The 17,223-nt window shown below is 55.5% G+C and carries 22 protein-coding genes and 1 pseudogene; 22 read left to right on the top strand and 1 reads right to left on the bottom strand.

What is annotated here, in order from left to right; all coding sequences use genetic code 11:
* Positions 1-5: 5 nt before the first annotated feature.
* From AC1BI1_RS13250 to AC1BI1_RS13165, 18 genes are all read left to right on the top strand, one after another.
* Complete coding sequence (locus AC1BI1_RS13250; RefSeq protein ID WP_476717782.1) at positions 6-539, top strand: A24 family peptidase; 534 nt, start codon at positions 6-8, stop codon at positions 537-539.
* A gap of 20 nt (positions 540-559) precedes the next feature.
* Positions 560-1,312 carry a Flp pilus assembly protein CpaB gene (gene cpaB / locus AC1BI1_RS13245; protein WP_476717781.1) on the top strand — a complete coding sequence of 251 codons (753 nt, stop codon included), beginning with the start codon at positions 560-562 and terminating at the stop codon, positions 1,310-1,312.
* On the top strand, positions 1,239-2,627 hold the full coding sequence (locus tag AC1BI1_RS13240) for an ATPase, T2SS/T4P/T4SS family (RefSeq protein ID WP_476717780.1): 1,389 nt from the start codon (positions 1,239-1,241) through the stop codon (positions 2,625-2,627). The genes cpaB and AC1BI1_RS13240 overlap by 74 nt, the downstream gene beginning before the upstream one ends.
* The gene (locus AC1BI1_RS13235) at positions 2,624-3,508 is read left to right on the top strand and encodes a type II secretion system F family protein (RefSeq protein WP_476717779.1); all 885 of its coding nucleotides are present in this window, start codon (positions 2,624-2,626) and stop codon (positions 3,506-3,508) included. The genes AC1BI1_RS13240 and AC1BI1_RS13235 overlap by 4 nt, the downstream gene beginning before the upstream one ends.
* A complete protein-coding gene (locus AC1BI1_RS13230; RefSeq protein WP_476717778.1) occupies positions 3,505-4,278 on the top strand; it encodes a hypothetical protein in 774 nt (257 codons plus the stop codon). Before AC1BI1_RS13235 ends, AC1BI1_RS13230 begins: the two co-directional genes overlap by 4 nt.
* 195 nt (positions 4,279-4,473) lie before the next feature.
* Entirely contained in the window at positions 4,474-4,671 is a 198-nt protein-coding gene (locus tag AC1BI1_RS13225) for a hypothetical protein (RefSeq protein ID WP_476717777.1), read from the top strand.
* A gap of 66 nt (positions 4,672-4,737) precedes the next feature.
* Positions 4,738-4,926: a hypothetical protein gene (locus AC1BI1_RS13220; RefSeq protein ID WP_476717776.1), complete on the top strand. Its 189-nt coding sequence runs from the start codon at positions 4,738-4,740 to the stop codon at positions 4,924-4,926.
* 80 nt (positions 4,927-5,006) lie between these two features.
* Positions 5,007-5,357, top strand: a complete 351-nt coding sequence (locus AC1BI1_RS13215) for a hypothetical protein (RefSeq protein WP_476717775.1) — start codon at positions 5,007-5,009, stop codon at positions 5,355-5,357.
* Positions 5,338-5,946, top strand: a complete 609-nt coding sequence (locus tag AC1BI1_RS13210) for a hypothetical protein (protein WP_476717774.1) — start codon at positions 5,338-5,340, stop codon at positions 5,944-5,946. The genes AC1BI1_RS13215 and AC1BI1_RS13210 overlap by 20 nt, the downstream gene beginning before the upstream one ends.
* Positions 5,947-5,951: 5 nt before the next feature.
* On the top strand, positions 5,952-6,764 hold the full coding sequence (locus tag AC1BI1_RS13205) for a hypothetical protein (RefSeq protein ID WP_476717773.1): 813 nt from the start codon (positions 5,952-5,954) through the stop codon (positions 6,762-6,764).
* 15 nt (positions 6,765-6,779) lie between these two features.
* Complete coding sequence (locus AC1BI1_RS13200) at positions 6,780-7,058, top strand: hypothetical protein (protein ID WP_476717772.1); 279 nt, start codon at positions 6,780-6,782, stop codon at positions 7,056-7,058.
* A complete protein-coding gene (locus AC1BI1_RS13195) occupies positions 7,049-7,504 on the top strand; it encodes an XF1762 family protein (protein WP_476717771.1) in 456 nt (151 codons plus the stop codon). The genes AC1BI1_RS13200 and AC1BI1_RS13195 overlap by 10 nt, the downstream gene beginning before the upstream one ends.
* Positions 7,505-7,879: 375 nt before the next feature.
* Entirely contained in the window at positions 7,880-8,887 is a 1,008-nt protein-coding gene (locus AC1BI1_RS13190) for a hypothetical protein (protein ID WP_476717770.1), read from the top strand.
* Between the two features lie 54 nt (positions 8,888-8,941).
* On the top strand, positions 8,942-11,134 hold the full coding sequence (locus AC1BI1_RS13185) for a glycoside hydrolase family 78 protein (RefSeq protein WP_476717769.1): 2,193 nt from the start codon (positions 8,942-8,944) through the stop codon (positions 11,132-11,134).
* 379 nt (positions 11,135-11,513) lie between these two features.
* Positions 11,514-12,518, top strand: coding sequence for a ParM/StbA family protein (locus tag AC1BI1_RS13180; RefSeq protein WP_476717768.1), 1,005 nt, complete (start codon positions 11,514-11,516; stop codon positions 12,516-12,518).
* A 188-nt stretch (positions 12,519-12,706) separates the two neighbouring features.
* Positions 12,707-12,979 (top strand): hypothetical protein, encoded by a 273-nt coding sequence (locus AC1BI1_RS13175; protein ID WP_476717767.1) that lies wholly within the window; start codon positions 12,707-12,709, stop codon positions 12,977-12,979.
* A 45-nt stretch (positions 12,980-13,024) separates the two neighbouring features.
* Positions 13,025-13,351 (top strand): hypothetical protein, encoded by a 327-nt coding sequence (locus tag AC1BI1_RS13170; protein WP_476717766.1) that lies wholly within the window; start codon positions 13,025-13,027, stop codon positions 13,349-13,351.
* Entirely contained in the window at positions 13,248-13,943 is a 696-nt protein-coding gene (locus AC1BI1_RS13165) for an EAL domain-containing protein (protein ID WP_476717765.1), read from the top strand. The genes AC1BI1_RS13170 and AC1BI1_RS13165 overlap by 104 nt, the downstream gene beginning before the upstream one ends.
* Before the next feature lie 270 nt (positions 13,944-14,213).
* Here AC1BI1_RS13165 and AC1BI1_RS13160 read toward each other — a convergent pair.
* Positions 14,214-15,086, bottom strand: a pseudogene (locus AC1BI1_RS13160) (RNA-guided endonuclease InsQ/TnpB family protein); the annotation flags it as partial.
* A 426-nt stretch (positions 15,087-15,512) separates the two neighbouring features.
* Here AC1BI1_RS13160 and AC1BI1_RS13155 point away from each other — a divergent pair.
* The 4 genes from AC1BI1_RS13155 (at position 15,513) to AC1BI1_RS13140 (ending at position 17,099) form a co-directional block, all read left to right on the top strand.
* On the top strand, positions 15,513-16,076 hold the full coding sequence (locus AC1BI1_RS13155; RefSeq protein ID WP_476717764.1) for a 5' nucleotidase, NT5C type: 564 nt from the start codon (positions 15,513-15,515) through the stop codon (positions 16,074-16,076).
* A gap of 25 nt (positions 16,077-16,101) precedes the next feature.
* Positions 16,102-16,494: a HEPN domain-containing protein gene (locus AC1BI1_RS13150; protein WP_476717763.1), complete on the top strand. Its 393-nt coding sequence runs from the start codon at positions 16,102-16,104 to the stop codon at positions 16,492-16,494.
* Positions 16,491-16,790, top strand: coding sequence for a nucleotidyltransferase domain-containing protein (locus AC1BI1_RS13145; protein ID WP_476717762.1), 300 nt, complete (start codon positions 16,491-16,493; stop codon positions 16,788-16,790). Before AC1BI1_RS13150 ends, AC1BI1_RS13145 begins: the two co-directional genes overlap by 4 nt.
* A 90-nt stretch (positions 16,791-16,880) precedes the next feature.
* Positions 16,881-17,099, top strand: coding sequence for a transcriptional coactivator p15/PC4 family protein (locus tag AC1BI1_RS13140; RefSeq protein WP_476717761.1), 219 nt, complete (start codon positions 16,881-16,883; stop codon positions 17,097-17,099).
* Positions 17,100-17,223 lie beyond the last annotated feature (124 nt).

Raw genomic sequence — 17,223 nt, 5'->3', positions numbered from 1 at the left:
GGAGAATGGAATGGCCTGCTATCCTATTCCTGTTCCTGGTTACGCTCTGCGGAGCAGCAGATCTCCTGTGGATGAAAGTGCCGAACCGGCTTACGGTACCAATGCTAGTGGCCGGGCTGGCATACCGGGTTTGGGTAGGAGATTGGTGGGGCGGGCTCTTGGGGGCGCTAGTGTCGTTTATTGTAGGTGCTGTTATGGTTGCTACTGGCGGTATGGGTGGTGGCGACGTTAAATTAATGGCTGCCATAGGGGCCTGGACGGGTGCTTACGGTGGTTTGCTGGTATTTGTGGCTGCCAGCCTGATTGGGGTGCTGTGGGCTGTGGTAAAGCTTGCGCGGCTCGGCCTTTTGAAGCAGAAGCTCCTTTATATTCTTTACTGGCTCGGTTTTCTTTTTTCAGGGGCAAAACACCCTTTGATATTGGAGAAACCGGGGGAAGAGGAAACGCCAAAGCAGGCTGTGCCCTTTGCAGCCTGCTTGGCCGCAGGAGTGTGGGCGGTGACCTTTGTGGCGTGGTACATGAGGCATTACGCCGCCTAGGTTAAGGAGGTGAACGGGATTTGCCTTTGCGCTTTCCGTTTCTAAAAAGGACGTGGCCCTATCTTCTGGCCGTGACGGTTGGTCTTGGCGTAGCAGGGTTTAGCTTTAACGCTATGAAGAAGGAGGCCTCCTCTCAGGAAGGAGTTAGGCTTCCGGTGGCGGCCCGCGACCTACAACCGTATACCCAGGTGCTGGCTCAGGATCTCGGCTGGGGCACTTTTCCGTCTGAACTGCCTGGAGCGGTGAGAAGTCCGGCTGAAGCAGTGGGCAAAGTCGTGACGAAAGCGGTGCCCAAAGATTATCCCCTGCGGGCCAGCGATCTCAAGGAACCCGATAACTTGGACGTGCAGCTTGTTTCGGTTAACGTTGATTCTTCCAGGCTGGGCGGGGCCAGGCCGGGGGACTTGGTAGACGTTTACTGGATACAGCCCGCGGAAAAGACCGCCTGGACGCCCGGGACAGGAGCTACCCTTGTTGCGAGGGACGCCAGGGTGGTGAGCGTCCTTGATAAGAACGGTCAGCCCGTTGATACCGGCCAGGGCCTTGTGGCCGCAGCCGTGCAGGGAGCTGCGGCGAAGGTTCCTGCTATCGTAGTTCTGGCCGTGAGGGCAGAAGAGGTCAAAGCCGTAATTCCGGGGGCAGCCCCCAACAACACCTGCATAGCGCTGGTGAGAAAGTTTAAAGCAGGGGGTGAGCAAGTTGGCGCTAACGCTGGCGGACAGGGCCATAGCGCGCCTCAGGCTCCTGCTGAACCCACCGGCGCAAACAGGTGAGGAGGAAGTAACTCCAAAAGAAGAGGTCCTTACCTTAGAGCAGGCTATAGAGTACGTGCAGCGGGCCCTTATGAAAGGGCAGGAGGCTGAGGTGGCCCGAAGGCAGGACATATTGGGCCGGGCCATGGCCGGAGAGGCGGGGATGCACCTGGAGGCCCAGGCCCTCATACGGCAGGTACTGGAAGCGGGAAAGAAGGAGGTCGCAGGTTTTTCCCTGGAAGAGGCGGCCAGGCTGATTTACGCCAGGGTCTGGGGGTTGGACGTGGTGGAGGACCTGTACCGGAATCCGGAAGTGAACGAGATCCAGGTGAACGGTCCGGACGAGGTTTTTGTGGACCATCTGGGCAGGCATGAGAGGGTGAACGTGAGCTTCGGCACGCCGGAGCGGGTGGAGGCTGTAATAAAGCGCATGATAATGCACGATATGGGGGCCTCCCTGGACAGGTCCAACCCTATGGTGGAGAGCGTGCGGAAGGACGGCTCCAGGCTGACGGCCACCTGCTACCCGGTGACCGATACCTGGACTTTCGTGTTGAGAAAACACCATACCGTGGATATGAGCGTGGAAAACCTGGAGAAGCTAGGGACTCTCAACCGCCAGGTGTGGGAGGTTTTGCGCCTCCTGGCCCGCGGCCGGGCCAATATCCTTTTTTCCGGGAACGTCCGCAGCGGCAAGACTTCGCTTATGCGAAAGCTGGTGGGCGAGCTTTCGCCTGCCCTGCGGATTGTGGTTATAGGCAAAGACCTGGAGCTCCGGCTCAGACGGGAGTATCCGGAGCGCAATATTGTCGAGTTTGAAGCCCATCCGGAAGTGGGGGCTGGAATGTCGGAGATCTTTGAGACTACCCTGCGCGAATCTCCGGACGTGATTCTGGTCGAAGAATTCCGCGGTAAAGGTGAGGCCGTGGAGGCTATCCGTGCCTGTACGCGCGGCCATCCCGGATCAATGGGTACCGCCCACTTCAATTCTCCGCGGGAAGCCGTGGAAGGTACGGCCATGATGCTCCAGGAGGAAGGGCTTAATATTTCCTTTGAAATGGCGAAGTTGCGGGTGGCTTCGGCTTTTGACGTGGTGGTGCAGCTCTTAAACGACAGCGACAGAGGAGTTAAAAAGCTCATCAGTATAACCGAAATTGGTGTCCGTGGAGAAGAAGTAGCCTATACCGACCTGGTGCGCTGGGAACCGGAAGGCAGGGACTATCTCGGGAAGGGCACCTGGAGGATAATCAACCCTCCGGGTCCGGAGCTGAGGTTTAAGTGCTTCCGCTACGGCGTCACCGACGACGACTGGAGAAGGGTGGGGTTCGAGCTATGACCCACCCTTCTGTGTTGGGCGTTGCTCTGGGCATTGGCCTGGCTGCCGGGGCGGGGACGTTGCTTTTGCTCCGGATGATAAGCTACCGGAAGGCTGCCCGCCAGCTGTCTTCCCTTATACCGCGGGAGTCCCTGAACGCCTGGGCTGAGGCCACAGAGCAGAAGCTTGAGGCTGCCGGGGTGAGGCTCCGTGGCCGGTTGTACACCAGTGTTGTTATCGCGGCGGTAGCGATTTCGCTTTATGTGGGCCTCTTCGTGTTCAAAAACTTCGTCGCCGCTCTTCTCATGGCAACCGTAGCCGTTCTCCTACCCGACCAGTTCATACTCCAGCGCCTGGAGGCCAAAAGGCTTAAGATGCTTGAGCAGATGACAATGGCCGTAAGAATCTTTGCTGCTGAGTTTACGCAGACGCCACAGATAGCGAGGGCTTTGGGAGAGGTGGCTTCCCGGGTGCCGGACCCACTGGGCGCCGTCTTCAGGCGCGCTTACCGGGACATATCCAAAGGAGTGTCTCTCGACCAGGTTCTCTCTGACCTTATGGTGCGCCTGGACTTTGCGGCGGGCAGGATGTTCGTCCAGCTCCTCATGGCTGCCCGGAGGGACTCTTCAGTGGCACCCCTGTTCGGAGAGCTGGTGACCAGGCTGGCCGTCCAGCTTGAGCTTATAAGGAAAAACCGCAGCGAGCTCTACGCCGACCGCCTGCTTTCCTGGATTATGCTTGCGGCCATGGTGCCCACCTACTTCGTTATGCGGGCTATCGTGCCTGAGACGTATGAGTTCCTGGTGGCCACCGTGGCCGGGAGGATAGTGGTGGCCCTCTGCTTTCTTTCGGTAATAGTCTGGGTTGTTATGGACCGGCTCATGGGGAGGGTAGAAGTATGAAGGGCGGGCTGGCCGTCTTGGCCGCGGCTAGTCTGGGGCTTGCAGCAGGAGCCTGGGTGCTCATGACCGTTAAGTTATTTTCTTCCTCTGACCGCAAAGTAGCTGTTAGGCAGAGGAAGGAAGCCCAACCTAAGAGGCCGCGCGATCCGAAAAGCACGAGGGAAACTGTTGCCGTTCTGGTCGGTATGGCCGGTATGTTTCTGCTCGGGTGGGGTGCCAGGCCTCAGGTGCTGGCGGTTCTGTGTTCTGTTGGAGCGGTGTTGGGGCTCATTATCTCCAGAATGTTGTCCAGGCTTGGGGAGGGGAGTGAGAGGGCTTCAGTTATAAGGGAGCTTACGGTTTTCTTCGAGGCGGTCGAGCTGTACCTCCGCGCGGGGTATAACTTACCCCAGGCTATGCGGGCGGCTGCTTTGCTTACGCCCCGCATGCGCAGGGCCGTGAGCAACTGCCTGGCGTGCTGGCCTGCCGGGTCAAGGCGTGCCCTGGAAGTGCTGAGGCAGAGCCTTGGCGTTCCGGAAGCTGAAATTCTAGTTTCACTGCTGGGACAGGTGGACCGGGTGGGTCTTAAGAATTTGGAGGGGGTGATGCAGAGGGAAGCGTACAACCTTGAGCGCCTGCGTCAGCTGGCTATGGAGGTCAATATTGCGAAGAGGCCGCTGTACTTCACCCTGTACCGTGCTTTACCCTTAGCAGCTGCTGTGGGGCTGATTGTGGGACCCTTGCTGTACCGTGTGGTGGGGGTCTTAAGGGAGGCCATATTTTTCTTCTAGTGCCGGAGAGGGGGAAAAGATCTTTAGCACGGATTGCCTTTGGCTAACCCTACTGGGTGTGTTTCTAATGTCGGCTGTTCATTTATGGAAAAGCGGAATGCTGGCACTATCTTTGTTTTGCGCTGCAGTTGTTGCAGCTCTATGGGCTGCATGGCTGTGGGCTGATAACTTGAGACGCTAAGGAGGGAAACTGGTATGGTAGCTTTACTGAAGAAGATCTGGAAGGATGAAGGGGGCTACGAGATGGCCGAGCTTTTGGTGATCGTGGCGGTACTGGGGCTCATGGCTACCTTTGTCCTAGGCACCATGAAGACGGGCCTCAATAATGCTGCTACCAGCGTAGGGACCAAGGTAAACGACATAATAAACAGCTGGACTACTTCGACTCCGTAAGGGGGAATCTTGGCTGTGGCGGGGGAACGGTTCCCCCGCCCTTTCTTTTTTATGGGAGGTGCTTTTATGTGGTCCACCAGATTATGGAAATCCTTTCGGGGAGAAAAAGGCTACAGTTTGGCCGAAGTGCTCATTATAGCCGCGGCAGTAGCGGCTATAGCTTCGTCCGTCCTGGCCGTTCTCATGCCGGAGGTACGGGCCTTATACCAGGGCGCTGTCCAAAAGACCGTCGACATCATGGGTTCGGGGTTCTAAGGGATGAGCGCGGCTTTCTTATCCTGGAGCTCCTTATTGTCTTCAGTCTGCTCTGCTTCCTCGTCTTCGGGAGCATAGATATGTACCTGGTTCAAACTAAACACCTCAAAGCGCAGGATATCTTGCATTACTACCTGGACCGGGCGCGGCTGGAAGGCTACCTTACCGCCGCCGATGAGGCAGCTATGGTCAACGCTTTCAAAAGCGTGGGGTTGACCGTTACCTCCATTGAAGGCCCGCGTGAGTCCAGGGGGGATGCCAGGATACTGCGGAACAACCTGGACCCGTCGGCTTCGGAGATAACTTTGCGAGTGACGGCTTCGTTCGACCAGAAGCCGTTCATAATGGGCCTGCTCATAAACGGGTCGCCGCCGCAGAACGTGCAGCTAAAGGTAGGGGGGAAGACCTTAAGTGAAAGGGTTAGCCCGTGACGAGAGAGGATTTATAAGCCTCTTCTTGGTGATACTCCTTCCCTTGCTGATGTTCATCATAGCCGGTACGGCTCAGTATACTCGGTTTGTGGCGCAAGCCGACGTGGACTTGGGCCAGGCGGTGGCCGAGGCGGCCCGGGCGGCGGCCTACTGCGTAGTGGAGAGGAGCCAGGCCGAGGGGGAGCCTAGGATAGACCCGGACAGGGCGAACGCCGCCTTCGTTTCGGTCCTGGCCCGCAACCTGGGCCTGGACCCTGTTACCCTGGCTCCTCTGGCCGGGTCCGGAATGGCTGAGGCCCCGAGGTATGTTCTGGTAGTCTATAACGGCGATGACCGTTGGGCCCCGGCGGGGAGGAAGTATGTCTTCGGCAGCGCCGGCCTTTTGGTGGAGGAGGTGCCGGGCGCGGGGTTTCCCCAGAGGTTTGGCGTGAGCAAGGACGATATTGTTCCCGGTCTGGGTGGTGCCAGGGTTACCGTGCTGGAGACGCCAGGCGTAGTCGCCGCAGTCACGGGCAGGGCCAAAGGGGTGATGGGCCCAGACGCTGGGGCTACCCGCTGGGCGGCGGCAAGGATTGTGGTAAGGAGGTAGGGGGTATGGGCGGTCGCTATAGCGGTTTTTTCCCTGTTGTCTGCTACGGCTGGTCGGTCCTGGTGGCAGTAGTGGGTATATTGCTGTACGTAGGGTTTTACCGCCAGGACCCCGGCATAGTGAGGGCGGCGGAGGACTACCTGCAGGCCCTGGCTACTGGCGACGTTGCCGCAGCCAGGGAGGTTTCCGCGGCGCGGGCTGCGGACGCCGCCTCCAGGCTGGAAGGGAAGGACCTCGCGGCTCAGGTTACCGATATGAAGATAAGGGTGGAAGCTTATTCGGGCAGCTGGGCGAAAGTGCTTGCCACTGTGGAGCTGGCCTTGAACGACGGCAGCCCGGACGTGGGCTGGTACGAGCTGGAGCTGGTGAAGGACGGCGGGGCCTGGAAGGTTTACGGCTTTAGGGAAGTCCTTCCTGTGGTGAGGGGGAATGTGGGCGGGCTACCGCAGTGGGTACGGAGGTTGCCTTTAATGGGCGACGGTTCAAGCGAAAAGGAGTTGCGAGAAGCTGAGGCAGTATTCAGGGGCTACCTGGACGACCTGGCCGCAGGGCGCTATAAGGAAGCGGTCCGGTGGCTAGCGGGACCGGCGTTGAGGGAACACCTGGCGGCCAACGATGTTTTAGGAAGGGGGGGAATTTTGGATGGTGTAAGCAGTCTTACTTTGACACCCCTAGCGCGGGACGGGAAGCTGCTCATTGCCCGGTGTGACTATCGGGTGGGGGAGAAGGAGATGAGTGTGGTAGCAACTTCCTACTGGACGGCGCAGGGGTGGAGGATTCTGCAAGTAGCAAGGCATGATTTACGAGTCAGGCTTTAACAGGTGGAGTTTACTTTGGGGCAGGGCCGGGGCCTAGCGGCGGCCAGGGAGGTTTTTGTCGGCTACCTGGATACCCTGGCGACGGGGAAGTGGGATGATGCGGTCAAGTATCTGGCCGGCCCGGTTAGAAAGAGCATGGAGACCAGCCGGGAGGTGTTGGGGAAAGCAAAATTAATTGGCAAAGTGGATGATTTGCAGGCGCAACTAGTATGGGTCAACCGTGCCTTCCTCCCCAGCCCTAAAGGGGCGGGGCCTCCGGCACGGAAAGAACGGGGTGAGGGTCTATGGGATTAAAAATCGTCCCTATTACTTTCAAAGAAGCTAATGAATTTGTCCGGCGTTATCATCGGCACCACGGGCCTGTGCAAGGATATAAGTTTGCAATGGGTCTCGCTGACACTGAGCGAAATGAAATAGTGGGCGTGGTAATAGTGGGGAGGCCAGTGGCGCGGCACTTGGACGACGGATGGACTTTAGAAATTACTCGACTGTGTACTAATGGTACCAAAAATGCTTGTAGCAAACTTTATGCAGCAGCATGGAGAGCAGCTCGGGCATTGGGATATAGACGGCTTATAACTTATACTTTGCCCGAAGAAGGTGGAGCAAGCCTTAGAGGGGCAGGATGGAAGTTCATCGGAATAGCTGGTGGTGGGAGCTGGAGTAGGCCGAATTGCGGCCGGCCAAGGGTGGATTTACACCCGCTGCAAGAAAAATGGCGATGGGAGATTAGTATTTAGTTGCGCATTCCAAAGATACTGCACAGTTGAGATAGGGTTCCAGTTGAAGGAATAAGGTAGGCAGGTGGAATAGCAATCAATTAAAGAGAGTGGGGTGTATCTCTAATTTGGGTAGGTCCTTAAAGGAACTTTTAAAAGCCTTAATAGTTTTGGGATTAAACAAGAAGACCTGGGGGTTAAAGGGTTTAAGCTCCGGGGCACCGCTCAAGTAGAGGGCCAGATGCCAGGCATAGAAACTTGTAGCCTCCATACCGAAGAGGACGGAGTTAAGGCTATTCTCACAGATGGTTTCTACTGGGAGCCCCAAAAACCTTCTTTTCAAAGATCAGAGGCTTAAGGACCTCGGCAATTACTATCATATAAGGAGGTTTATACATGTCTATGTGGTTCCATTTGCGAGTAAGGAATTTTTTTATTAAGCTTGCAGTCCTATTTGCTATCGCGTTTTTGCCTGGCTTTCTGCCAATTGCTACCTATGCCGCGGGTATTCCTGTATACCAATATGATGTGAATCAAAGCAGTCTTCAGGGGCATGTGGCCACTTCTACTGGCTATTATGATTGGCATGATGGTGGTTATCCCTGGCGTACATATTATAAGGTTTTTGCATATAGTCCTGGACTTTCTCCAGAGTATTATTATGCAGGGACTCTTTCTTTAAAGTCTGTTACAGGCCAGTTTTATATTCAAGCTTTTAACGGGAATGCGTGGGTTAACATTCAGCAAATAAATACATGGGACGGATACTCCCAATATTGGAGGACTCTCGACTATAATATCGTTCTCCCCTATCCTATTCCGCAATTACGCTATGTTACCTATGTAAGTTCATGGCAAGGTCAAGGAAATAGTCACTCTTGTTCTATAGGCACTATAACCAGCCGTGTACATTTACTGGGTGCCGATCAAAATACGGCTCAGGCTGCCTACAACGCCGCTCAAGACGCGAAAGATGCCGCAAATAGTGCCGCAACTTATGCCCTGAACGCCTATAATGCCGCAAATGTAGCAAAAAGCTCAGCTGATCAGGCCGCAGCAAACACTGCCTACAATGGCCAATCTGCCGCTTACTGGGCTTACCAGGCTGCTCAAGGTGGTGTAGACATTACTCCTCCCACAATTCAGAAAGTCCAGGGCCAGAACGGAGCTACCTGCACTACTACCGGGATCTTTTACGTAGTTGTGCAGGCCACCGATAACAGGGCCGGCCAGCTCCAAGCCCGGGCGCAGGTTGATGGTGGCACGTGGACTGGGTGGTACAATATTCCCCAGAGCGCTATTCCTGTAACTCTTCTTTCGGTAGGAGCACACACGATTACCGTAGAGGTTAAAGATGCGGCCGGCAATAGCTCCCAGGCTACGATGACGGCTTTTCGCGTCTGATCTGCTCAGCTTTTGCCCCGGCCAATGCCGGGGTTTTTCTTTTGGTTGGAGGGGGTGTTGTTGACGGAACGGAAAATTTTTCTCGTTCTGGCCCTAGCGGGGCTTTACTTCTTCTTGCGGGCAGGACCGGCGCTTGCAGCCACCTGGCAATATGGGATAACTGATGCGGACACTCCCACTACTATTGATAGCGTAGCTACTACTGCGGTCGTAGATACCACCTTGCACGAGATCCGGCTGCCAAAATATGCAGCCCACGCTGCTTCCTTCTGGCCTGATGGTGAGCCGGACTACGTAGTTATGGCTCCGGGGAAGATAATACACTTTTCTTTTGACGGTACCAAGATGGTGCCCAACGAGATAGTGAGCGTAAATTTACCGCAAAATCCCCTGGCCGTGGCCGCAGGGTGGCAGTATCCCGATGTAGTGGTGGTCCTGCCCGATAAGCTCTACCACTACTCTTTTACGGGTACGGGCATGGTGGAGAACCCGGCCCTTTCGGTAGCGGGCCTGGCCGGGGCGGTGGCTGTAGGGGTGAGGCAGGGCGAAGTCGCGGGGCTTTCGGGGAGTTCCATCAAGGACTACATGTTCAACGGCACGGGCATGGTGGAGGTGCCCTACCTGGAGCCTTCCGGGCTGACAAACCCTATTGACTTTGCCCTGATGGCCGGGAGCTATGATGTAGCCGTTCTGGACGGCAACCGGGTGAGGTACTACAACTTCACCGGCTCCGGGCTGGTGGAAAATTCTGCTTTAGCTATAACCGGGCTCTCTTCTCCCGTAGCCATAGCCGCGGCAGGTGAGAAAGACCTGGTGGTGGTGGACGGCAAGCAGGTTAAGCATTTGTCTTTCGACGGCTCTGCTTTCCGGTACAACGCTGCCCTTTCAGTCACTTCGGGCCTTAACAATCCGGTTTGTGTAGCAGTAAGGCCAGGGACCTTCGATAGGATAATCATCGACGGTGACCAGGTGAAGTATTACTCCTGGGACGGCAGCCAATTAGTGTATAATGCCAACATGTCCGTCACCGTGGCCGGGCTATCCAACCTTGGAAGTTACGCCCCTACGGCTGTAGTAGTTTCTCAAGCAAAGGACCCGGGCAACAACGTGGATTACGTCCGGGTACGGGCTCATGTGAACGTGCCCGATAAAACGTCAATAACTTTCTCGCTGACCGCCGACGGCAGTAATTGGGTGAAGGTCTGGCGGGTAAGGGGTACGCCTTCCGGTCCGCTAGCTGAAGTTACCTCTGATAACGGTGCCACTTGGACGGCTATAGGAGACAGCCAGGCGGTGAGCCCTGCTTCAAGCGACGCGAGGTTGTGGGTCAAGGTTCCTTCCGGTAGAGCCGTCAAGTGGAAGGCTGAGCTCGCCACTTCGGATCCAAGCGTTACCCCCAAGATAGTGGGGCTGAACGGGGTGGCGGTAATTTGGGATACGGACGCCAGACCTAACCCGCCGGTGATCGATACCCAGGGGACGTGCTACACCACCACGACACCCACTCTAAAGTGGACTTTTTCTGACCCTGACCCTGGCGACAGTCAGAGCGCCTACCAGCTCCAGATTGTCCGGGCTTCTGACCTTCAGCCGGTGCTGGACACCGGCAAAGTTATGGGGAGCAGTACCCAGTATACTGTTCCCACCAGTGGTGTTCCGGACGTTCCCGGGCCTCTCTGGGCTTCTGGCGACTACCGCTTTAAGGTAAGAGTGAAGGTATGCGACCAGGCCGGGGTGGAATCCGACTGGTCCGCTTGGGCCGACTTTTGCGTCATCGCCTTTGAGCGGCCCAGGGTGGCGGCGATAGCCAGCCCGCCTCCGGGGCAGGCAGCTCCAGATCCAGCCAATCCCTCAACGCATATCCTGATAACTCCGGGGATGACTGCGGCCCAGCTTCCGAAGGTAGAGGCAGGAGCTAAGGTGACCCTGCTGGTGGACAGCGTAGGGCCGCTGGATGCGGTTAGAGCGGTCTTTCCTTACGGGGCGGGGCAACAGGCCACCATAGGGTCCGGGCCGGTGGCTGTAACGGTCAACGGTCCTAATAAGACCTGGCAGGTGGAGTTCTGGACCGACCCGAGCCTTGAGGTCACGCCGGAGGGCACGGTGGTCAGAATGCAGCTTTCCGGTACGGGCCCAGCGGGGAGTGCGGCTCTGGACGCTCCGCCCTATGCTGATGGTGTGGTGGTGACGGAAGGAACCGTTTACAACGATTGGTTTGTGGTCTTGCAGGGAAGAAAGACACCTTAAAGAAGGTTCTAGTTTTTTATTTCAGTAAGCTCCCAATTACTTCCAAAGGAGTGTCAGTTGCCCCATAGCTAAAGCTAGGGGCTTGCAGCTCGAAGCCGCTTCGGGGCCTACTGACGGAGGCCCATCCGCCGGCGCCTCAAGATAGACTGTAGAATAGGTTTTTTACTGGTTATTTTAACTGGTTATTTTAAGGGGATACAGGTACGGGGCCGGGGTAGATTATTGCCCCGGCTCTTTTTGTATGAGAGCGTAGTTCAATCTAACTTCGAAAAGGAGCGTGGTTTAAATCGGCAGTTATATCTTTATCCTCTTTGTCTTCCCTATGTACGCCAGCATAATCGATAGACTTCGGGTTTATTAATTCGGGAGGGAGAAAAATATGCTCGTTGCCATTGACCAGGGTTACGGCTATACCAAAGCCGTAGCCGGGGAAAAGAAGGCCGTTTTCCCCTCGGTGGTCTCGCCGGCCAGCGAAACTGATCTGGGGTTGGGCCGGGTTTCCTGGGGACACTGTGTTACGGTAAGGCCCCAGGGTTCTATGGTTAAACGCCAGTATTTTGTTGGCGAGCTGGCGGTGAGGTGCGGGCTTGCCGCCCAGCTGACCCTGGCGCGGGACAAGCTTTCAAGGGACATTTCTGTCCTTCTCATGCTGACTGCGGCCTACCTGGCAGGTGCCGAGGGCCAGGTGACCCTGGCCTATGGCCTGCCGATTGCCTACTTCCGCCACCAGCGGGATGAAGCTCGGCGGTCCCTCCAGGGAACGGCTGCTTATGTGAGCGTTGACAATGGGCCAGAAAAGTATATTAACTTCAGCCATGTTACGGTATTCCCGCAGGGGGTCGGCGCGCTGTTCAGTGTGGACAGGCTACCGCAGGAAGGGCTGGTGGGGCTGCTCGACATAGGCTTTTATACCACGGACTACCTGCTGGTAGATGTAAGGAAGGATAGGGTAGAGCCCCTGCCAAACTATTTCGGCTCTATGGAGATAGGGGTAGGCTCGGCCATGAAGGCCTTTGGGGACCGGTTCCTGCGGTTAACCGGGAGGCCTTTGAGCCTGGTGGAGACCCAGGAGCTCTGGGGTAAGTCCCGCCTGACCTTTGAGGGACAGAAAATAGACCTGGAACCGCTCCAGGAGGAGAGCCGCGTTGTGGTGGCGCAGGCAATAGTTGAGGGCATAACTGCTGCCTGGGCCCAGAAACTTAGCTATGTTGATGTAATCTATCTGGCCGGTGGTGGCGGCCTGGAATTTTTACCTGTGCTCAGGCAGTCCCTGCGCAGGGATATTGTCCTGGTACCCGAACCGCAATATGCTAATGCCCTGGGCTTTTACCGCATGGCTTTGAAGCAGCTGGGCGCCGGGAGTAAAACCGCCGGGTCTATGTAGAAGTGCGGGTGAACACACCCGGGACGCTTTGAGCCTCAAGGGTGGAGCAATATTTTTAAAGGCCGGGTGAACACACCCTTCTTGAGGAACTGGCGGGTGTGTTCACCTGGTTTGTTTTTGCGGCCTTTATGTCTTGAGAAACAAAGGCTTTAGGGTGAACACACCCCTCTAAAATGGAGTGATACTGGGTGGCCAGCCAGAAACGGAAGGGGAATCCGCAATTACAGGTGCGCTTGCCGCGCGAGCACTGGATCTGGGAGATAGACCCTAAAATGAGGTCCCTGGAGGTACAGAAGGCCCTTGATTTTTACCGGAGGTACCATGACGCATGGGAAGAAGTGCGGGCGAACTTAGAAGAGATCAAGCAGCTCATCGCTTCCGGCGCAGCAGGAAGCATTAAGGAGAAAGAGGAAACTGATAATAGGCTTTTTGAAACCCTGGATAAATTTTTGAGCATTTAGAGGATGTTGCGCACCCGCAAAGCTATGAAAGGTGGTGGTGTGGAGGTGGGTGAGAAAAACCCTTTTGTACCGATACGTGTCAAGTGCGAGCTCCCGCCGTTAATTCCGGAAGGCGAGATAAGGATAATCTATTACCGGGGACAGCCCCCGGTTATTGTTTATCATGTCAGCCAGGCCCAGATCGAAGCCCTGCTGGAATACTACGAGGCGAGGCGAAAGGCCTACAGCCCGTGGGCCAGGAAGCGCTGGGAAAGGGGTTTTGATGCGCTTGAAGAGGAAGGATATAGAGGCCATTATAAGAAACCCTGCGAGGATACAGGTCTATTACCAGCCCATAGTAGATCTCCTGTCCGGGCGGCTGTGGGGGTATGAGGCCCTGGTTAGAGGTGAAGGAACGCTGGGCAACCCAGGGCGGCTTTTCCATGCTGCATATGCAGTAGGTTTATTGAAGGAGCTAGACGTAACCTGCTTTAAGTCAGTTCTCACCAAGGGGTTGCCGCCATATGGCAGGCTTTGCGCCAATGTCACGGGTGAGGGGCTGGCAGGGCTGGATATATCTTTTGCGGGCCCGCGCCTGGTCCTGGAGTTAACGGAGTATGGTACCTACGATCCTAGACAGTTGCTGCCCATACTGGATAAATGGCGCGAGAAGGGGGCTTTATTGGCTATCGATGATGTGGGGGGCGAGGTTACGCAGATCCGGGCCTCCCTGTACTTCCAGCCTGATTTAATCAAGATTAATCGCTCCTTGGTCGGCTACTGTGATATACAGGAGAGCAAAAGACTTTTTCTCGAGCAGATTCTCGAGATATGCCGCTATGTGGGCGCGGGAACCGTGGCTGAAGGGATTGAACGGGTGGAGGAACTAGAAGTGCTGCGGGGTTTGGGGATAAAGTACGGGCAGGGCTATCTTCTTGGGAAACCGCAGCCTTGCTGGGCATCGTACCGGACTGTGGTGCGCTGAAAAGGTGCTTGGTCAGTTGCCCCATAGCTAAAGCTAGGGGCTTGCAGCTCGAAGCCGCTTCGGGGCCTACTGACGGAGGCCCATCCGCCGGCGCCTCAAGATAGACCTGGCGGATATTCGCTGCGGCGACTATATCTGCATGGCCGGCAAAGCCACAGGAGGTACAGCGGAAAAGGTGCCCGTGCCTGTTGCTCCGGTTGGTAGTGCCGCACTTCGGGCAGCGCTGGCTGGTATGGCGGGGATCAACATAGAGCTAGCGGCGGCCTTATACTCGATGAATTTGCCGAGTTGCCCAAAGGTCCACGAATGCTGGAGAAGGCGCTGCTCTCTGGCAACACGGATTCGCTCCCGGATATACCGCAGGTCTTCCATTACGATCACATCGCCAGGGTTACAGGAGTCAACGATAGCTCTGGCGATCCTGTGGTTGAGGTCGGCCATCCAGCGGCGCTCCTTCCCCGACAGCCGTTTCAAGAGGCGCTTGGCCCCCTTCGTGCCCTTGGTCTGGAGCACCTGCCGCAGCCTGGCATATCGCTTCCGGACATGCATGGCCTGCCGCCCAGAAAACTTCAGGCCAGTGGAGGTGGTGGCAAGGTTATAGATGCCGCGGTCAACGCCAATAACGTTGCCGTTCCTTGGCGGGAAGGGTACTTCCCGGTTGACGACGATGTTGATGTAGAACTCTTTCGTTCGCTTGTTGTAACAGAGGGTGGCCGAAGTGGGTTTCTGCCCTGCCAGGAGCCCACGCTGGAAGCTGCCAATAGCAAGGGGAAGCTTGAGCCTGCCGCCTACCGTGGAAACGGAAACTTCCCAACCTTTTTCATTGAAGGAGAAGGTGCGCTGGTCGAGGCTCATGCTCGTGGGTTTAAACTTCCTGGGCTTGGACAGTTTCCGCTTTTTCTTGGCGGCTTCGGCTACTCTCGCAATGGCACGGATCACAAGATTTGCCTGTAGAGCATACTTCTTCTTGATTTCCTGGTAGCAAAGGTGCTGAAGTTTAACCTTATTGGTAGTGCGGTTTTCTTGAGAGACGCGGAGGATGTCGTTGCAGGCATTGGCGAACCTCTGCAGGGTTTCCAGGAGGATAGCTGCCTGTTCGCTATCGACTTGGAGCTTGCATTTTACAGTTTTGACGAGCTTCATGGCTACATCTTACATCACATAAAAGGAGGCGTCAACCGTGCCTTCCTCCCCAGCCCTAAAGGGGCGGGGCCTCCGGCACGGAAAGAACGGTGAACAAGCCAGCCGCCGCCACGCTTTGGCCTTTACAGGCAGGCGTCGCGGCGGCCTTTGAATGCAGCGGTAAGCAGCAGGAAGGCCTTCGCCCTCCTGCTGCTTTTAATCACTTTAAGCCTCCTGGCCTTCCGGCTGCCTTTCTATTTTACCACCGCCCGTGCCGGAGCTGGCAAGGGCAAGGGCCTGCGGCATATGCTCCCTCGCTTCGCTCGGTCCGCTATTCCTCGGCCCGGCCCTGCGGGCCGCCCTTGCCGCCCGGCCGGGCGGCTGTGTTTTACCCTCAAGGCCGGAAGGCCATAGGCCGAAGGCCAAAAAAAGAAGGAGGCAGTTGCGATGCTTGAGGGGAATACCCAAAAGGGTTACAGGATGCGTGTAGGGGTGGATATAGACAATACGGTGGCTAACCTGAATGAGGAGCTGGGAAGAAGATATAATGTCTCCCTGGAGGTCTATCCTTCTCCTGATTTACCGGTAGGCTTTTTCAGCACCGAGGAAGGGTTAGAGCTCTTAGCCCAGGCAGAGCCTCTTCCGGGGGCGGCAGAAGTGTTAAGATCTCTTTCGAGGGCGGGGCATGAGATCCTTTACATAACAAGCAGGCCAGTGTTAGCCATAAGCTTCACCCGGGAGTGGCTCAAAGCTTGGGGCTTTCCTCGCGGAGGCATTGTTTTCGCGTCCAGGGGGTTTAAGAAGGTGGTGGCCGAGGCTTGCAGGATTGAGGTGTTTTTTGAAGACGATCCTTGTGAGGCAGTTGGATTGCAGGAAGTAGTTACCCAGGTTTATATGCCGGCGTGGCCCTATAATGTAGAAATAAAAGGCCTCCGAATCCAGAGGTTTACTTCTTGGGAAGAGATTAAAAGTTACATAGATTGTTTTTCACAATACCGTATGGTACTATGAATAGAGAAGAGGTGGAAAATGCTGTATGTCCCTTTCTACCCCCGAAGCCTGGTTGGAAATCGCATACGAAGATCTGGACACGGCCAAATATATGCTTGAGGGCAAACGCTATTTATGGACTGTGTTCCTGTGTCAACAAGCCTTGGAAAAGGCTTTTAAGGCCATGTATGTCAAGAAATTTGGGAGAGTTCCGCCGCGCAAGCACGACCTTGTAGTATTAGCCAAGCTTACTGGTCTTCTTGAAGAACTTGACGAAACGGAGCGTGACTTTCTCCGGAGGTTGACGGTGTATTACATTGAGTGCCGCTACCCTGAAGACAAGGCAAAACTAGCTGCAAAATGCACAGAAAAGTATACTAGGCAAATTGTTGAAGAAACTGAAAGGGTGGTTCAATGGCTGGCAGACAAGTTGAAATGACTATACGTGAGTATATAGATTTATTAAGGAAGAATAATATCCGGGTTTACCGGGCCATTCTTTTTGGTTCCCATGTTAGAGGCCAGGCTCATGAGGATAGCGATATTGATGTAGCCATTATAAGCCCAGACCTGGGCAAAGACCGGATTGAGGAGGCAGTGCTGCTGAAGAAGATAGCTGAGGAGGTAGATTTCGATATCTCCCCGAGGCCATATTCGGTGGAGCAATATCTTAATGCTCGCAATGGCGAGTTCTTACACGATGAAATAATTGAAAAAGGGATAGTTATCGTCTAAAGGTAATTCTGGCTTTGCTTAATTATCGCCGGTGGTGCTATCAGCCACCGGCTATTTTTATTTTAGAAATACAGTAAAGGGGGTTCAGCCTTGATAACCATCAACAAGAGCGGCAACGAGCAGCTCAGGATCCAGTCGGGCACGTACAAAGGTATCGAGTATATCGATATCCGGGTGTACTACTACAACGCTGCCCAGCAGGAGTGGAAACCCTCGCGGAAAGGCGTGGCCTTCAAGCGAGAGCTCCTGCCGGAAGTTGTAAAAGCCCTGGAAGAGGTGGCCAGGGAACACAAACAGCAAGCTTCTTGAGTTTTTCCTCCGGGCCTAGCCGGTGGTAATAGCGCCACCGGCTATTCTTTGTGCGCCCGGCATGGGCGTTAGCTATAGGGTGAAAGTCCCGAGCGACGAAGGTAGCAGTAGTCGCTAGCTTAAG

The sequence above is a fragment of the Thermanaeromonas sp. DSM 22490 genome, assembly GCF_056378755.1.
The sequence above is the reverse complement of the archived record's forward strand: the minus strand, read 5'-3'. Positions and strand labels throughout refer to the sequence as shown.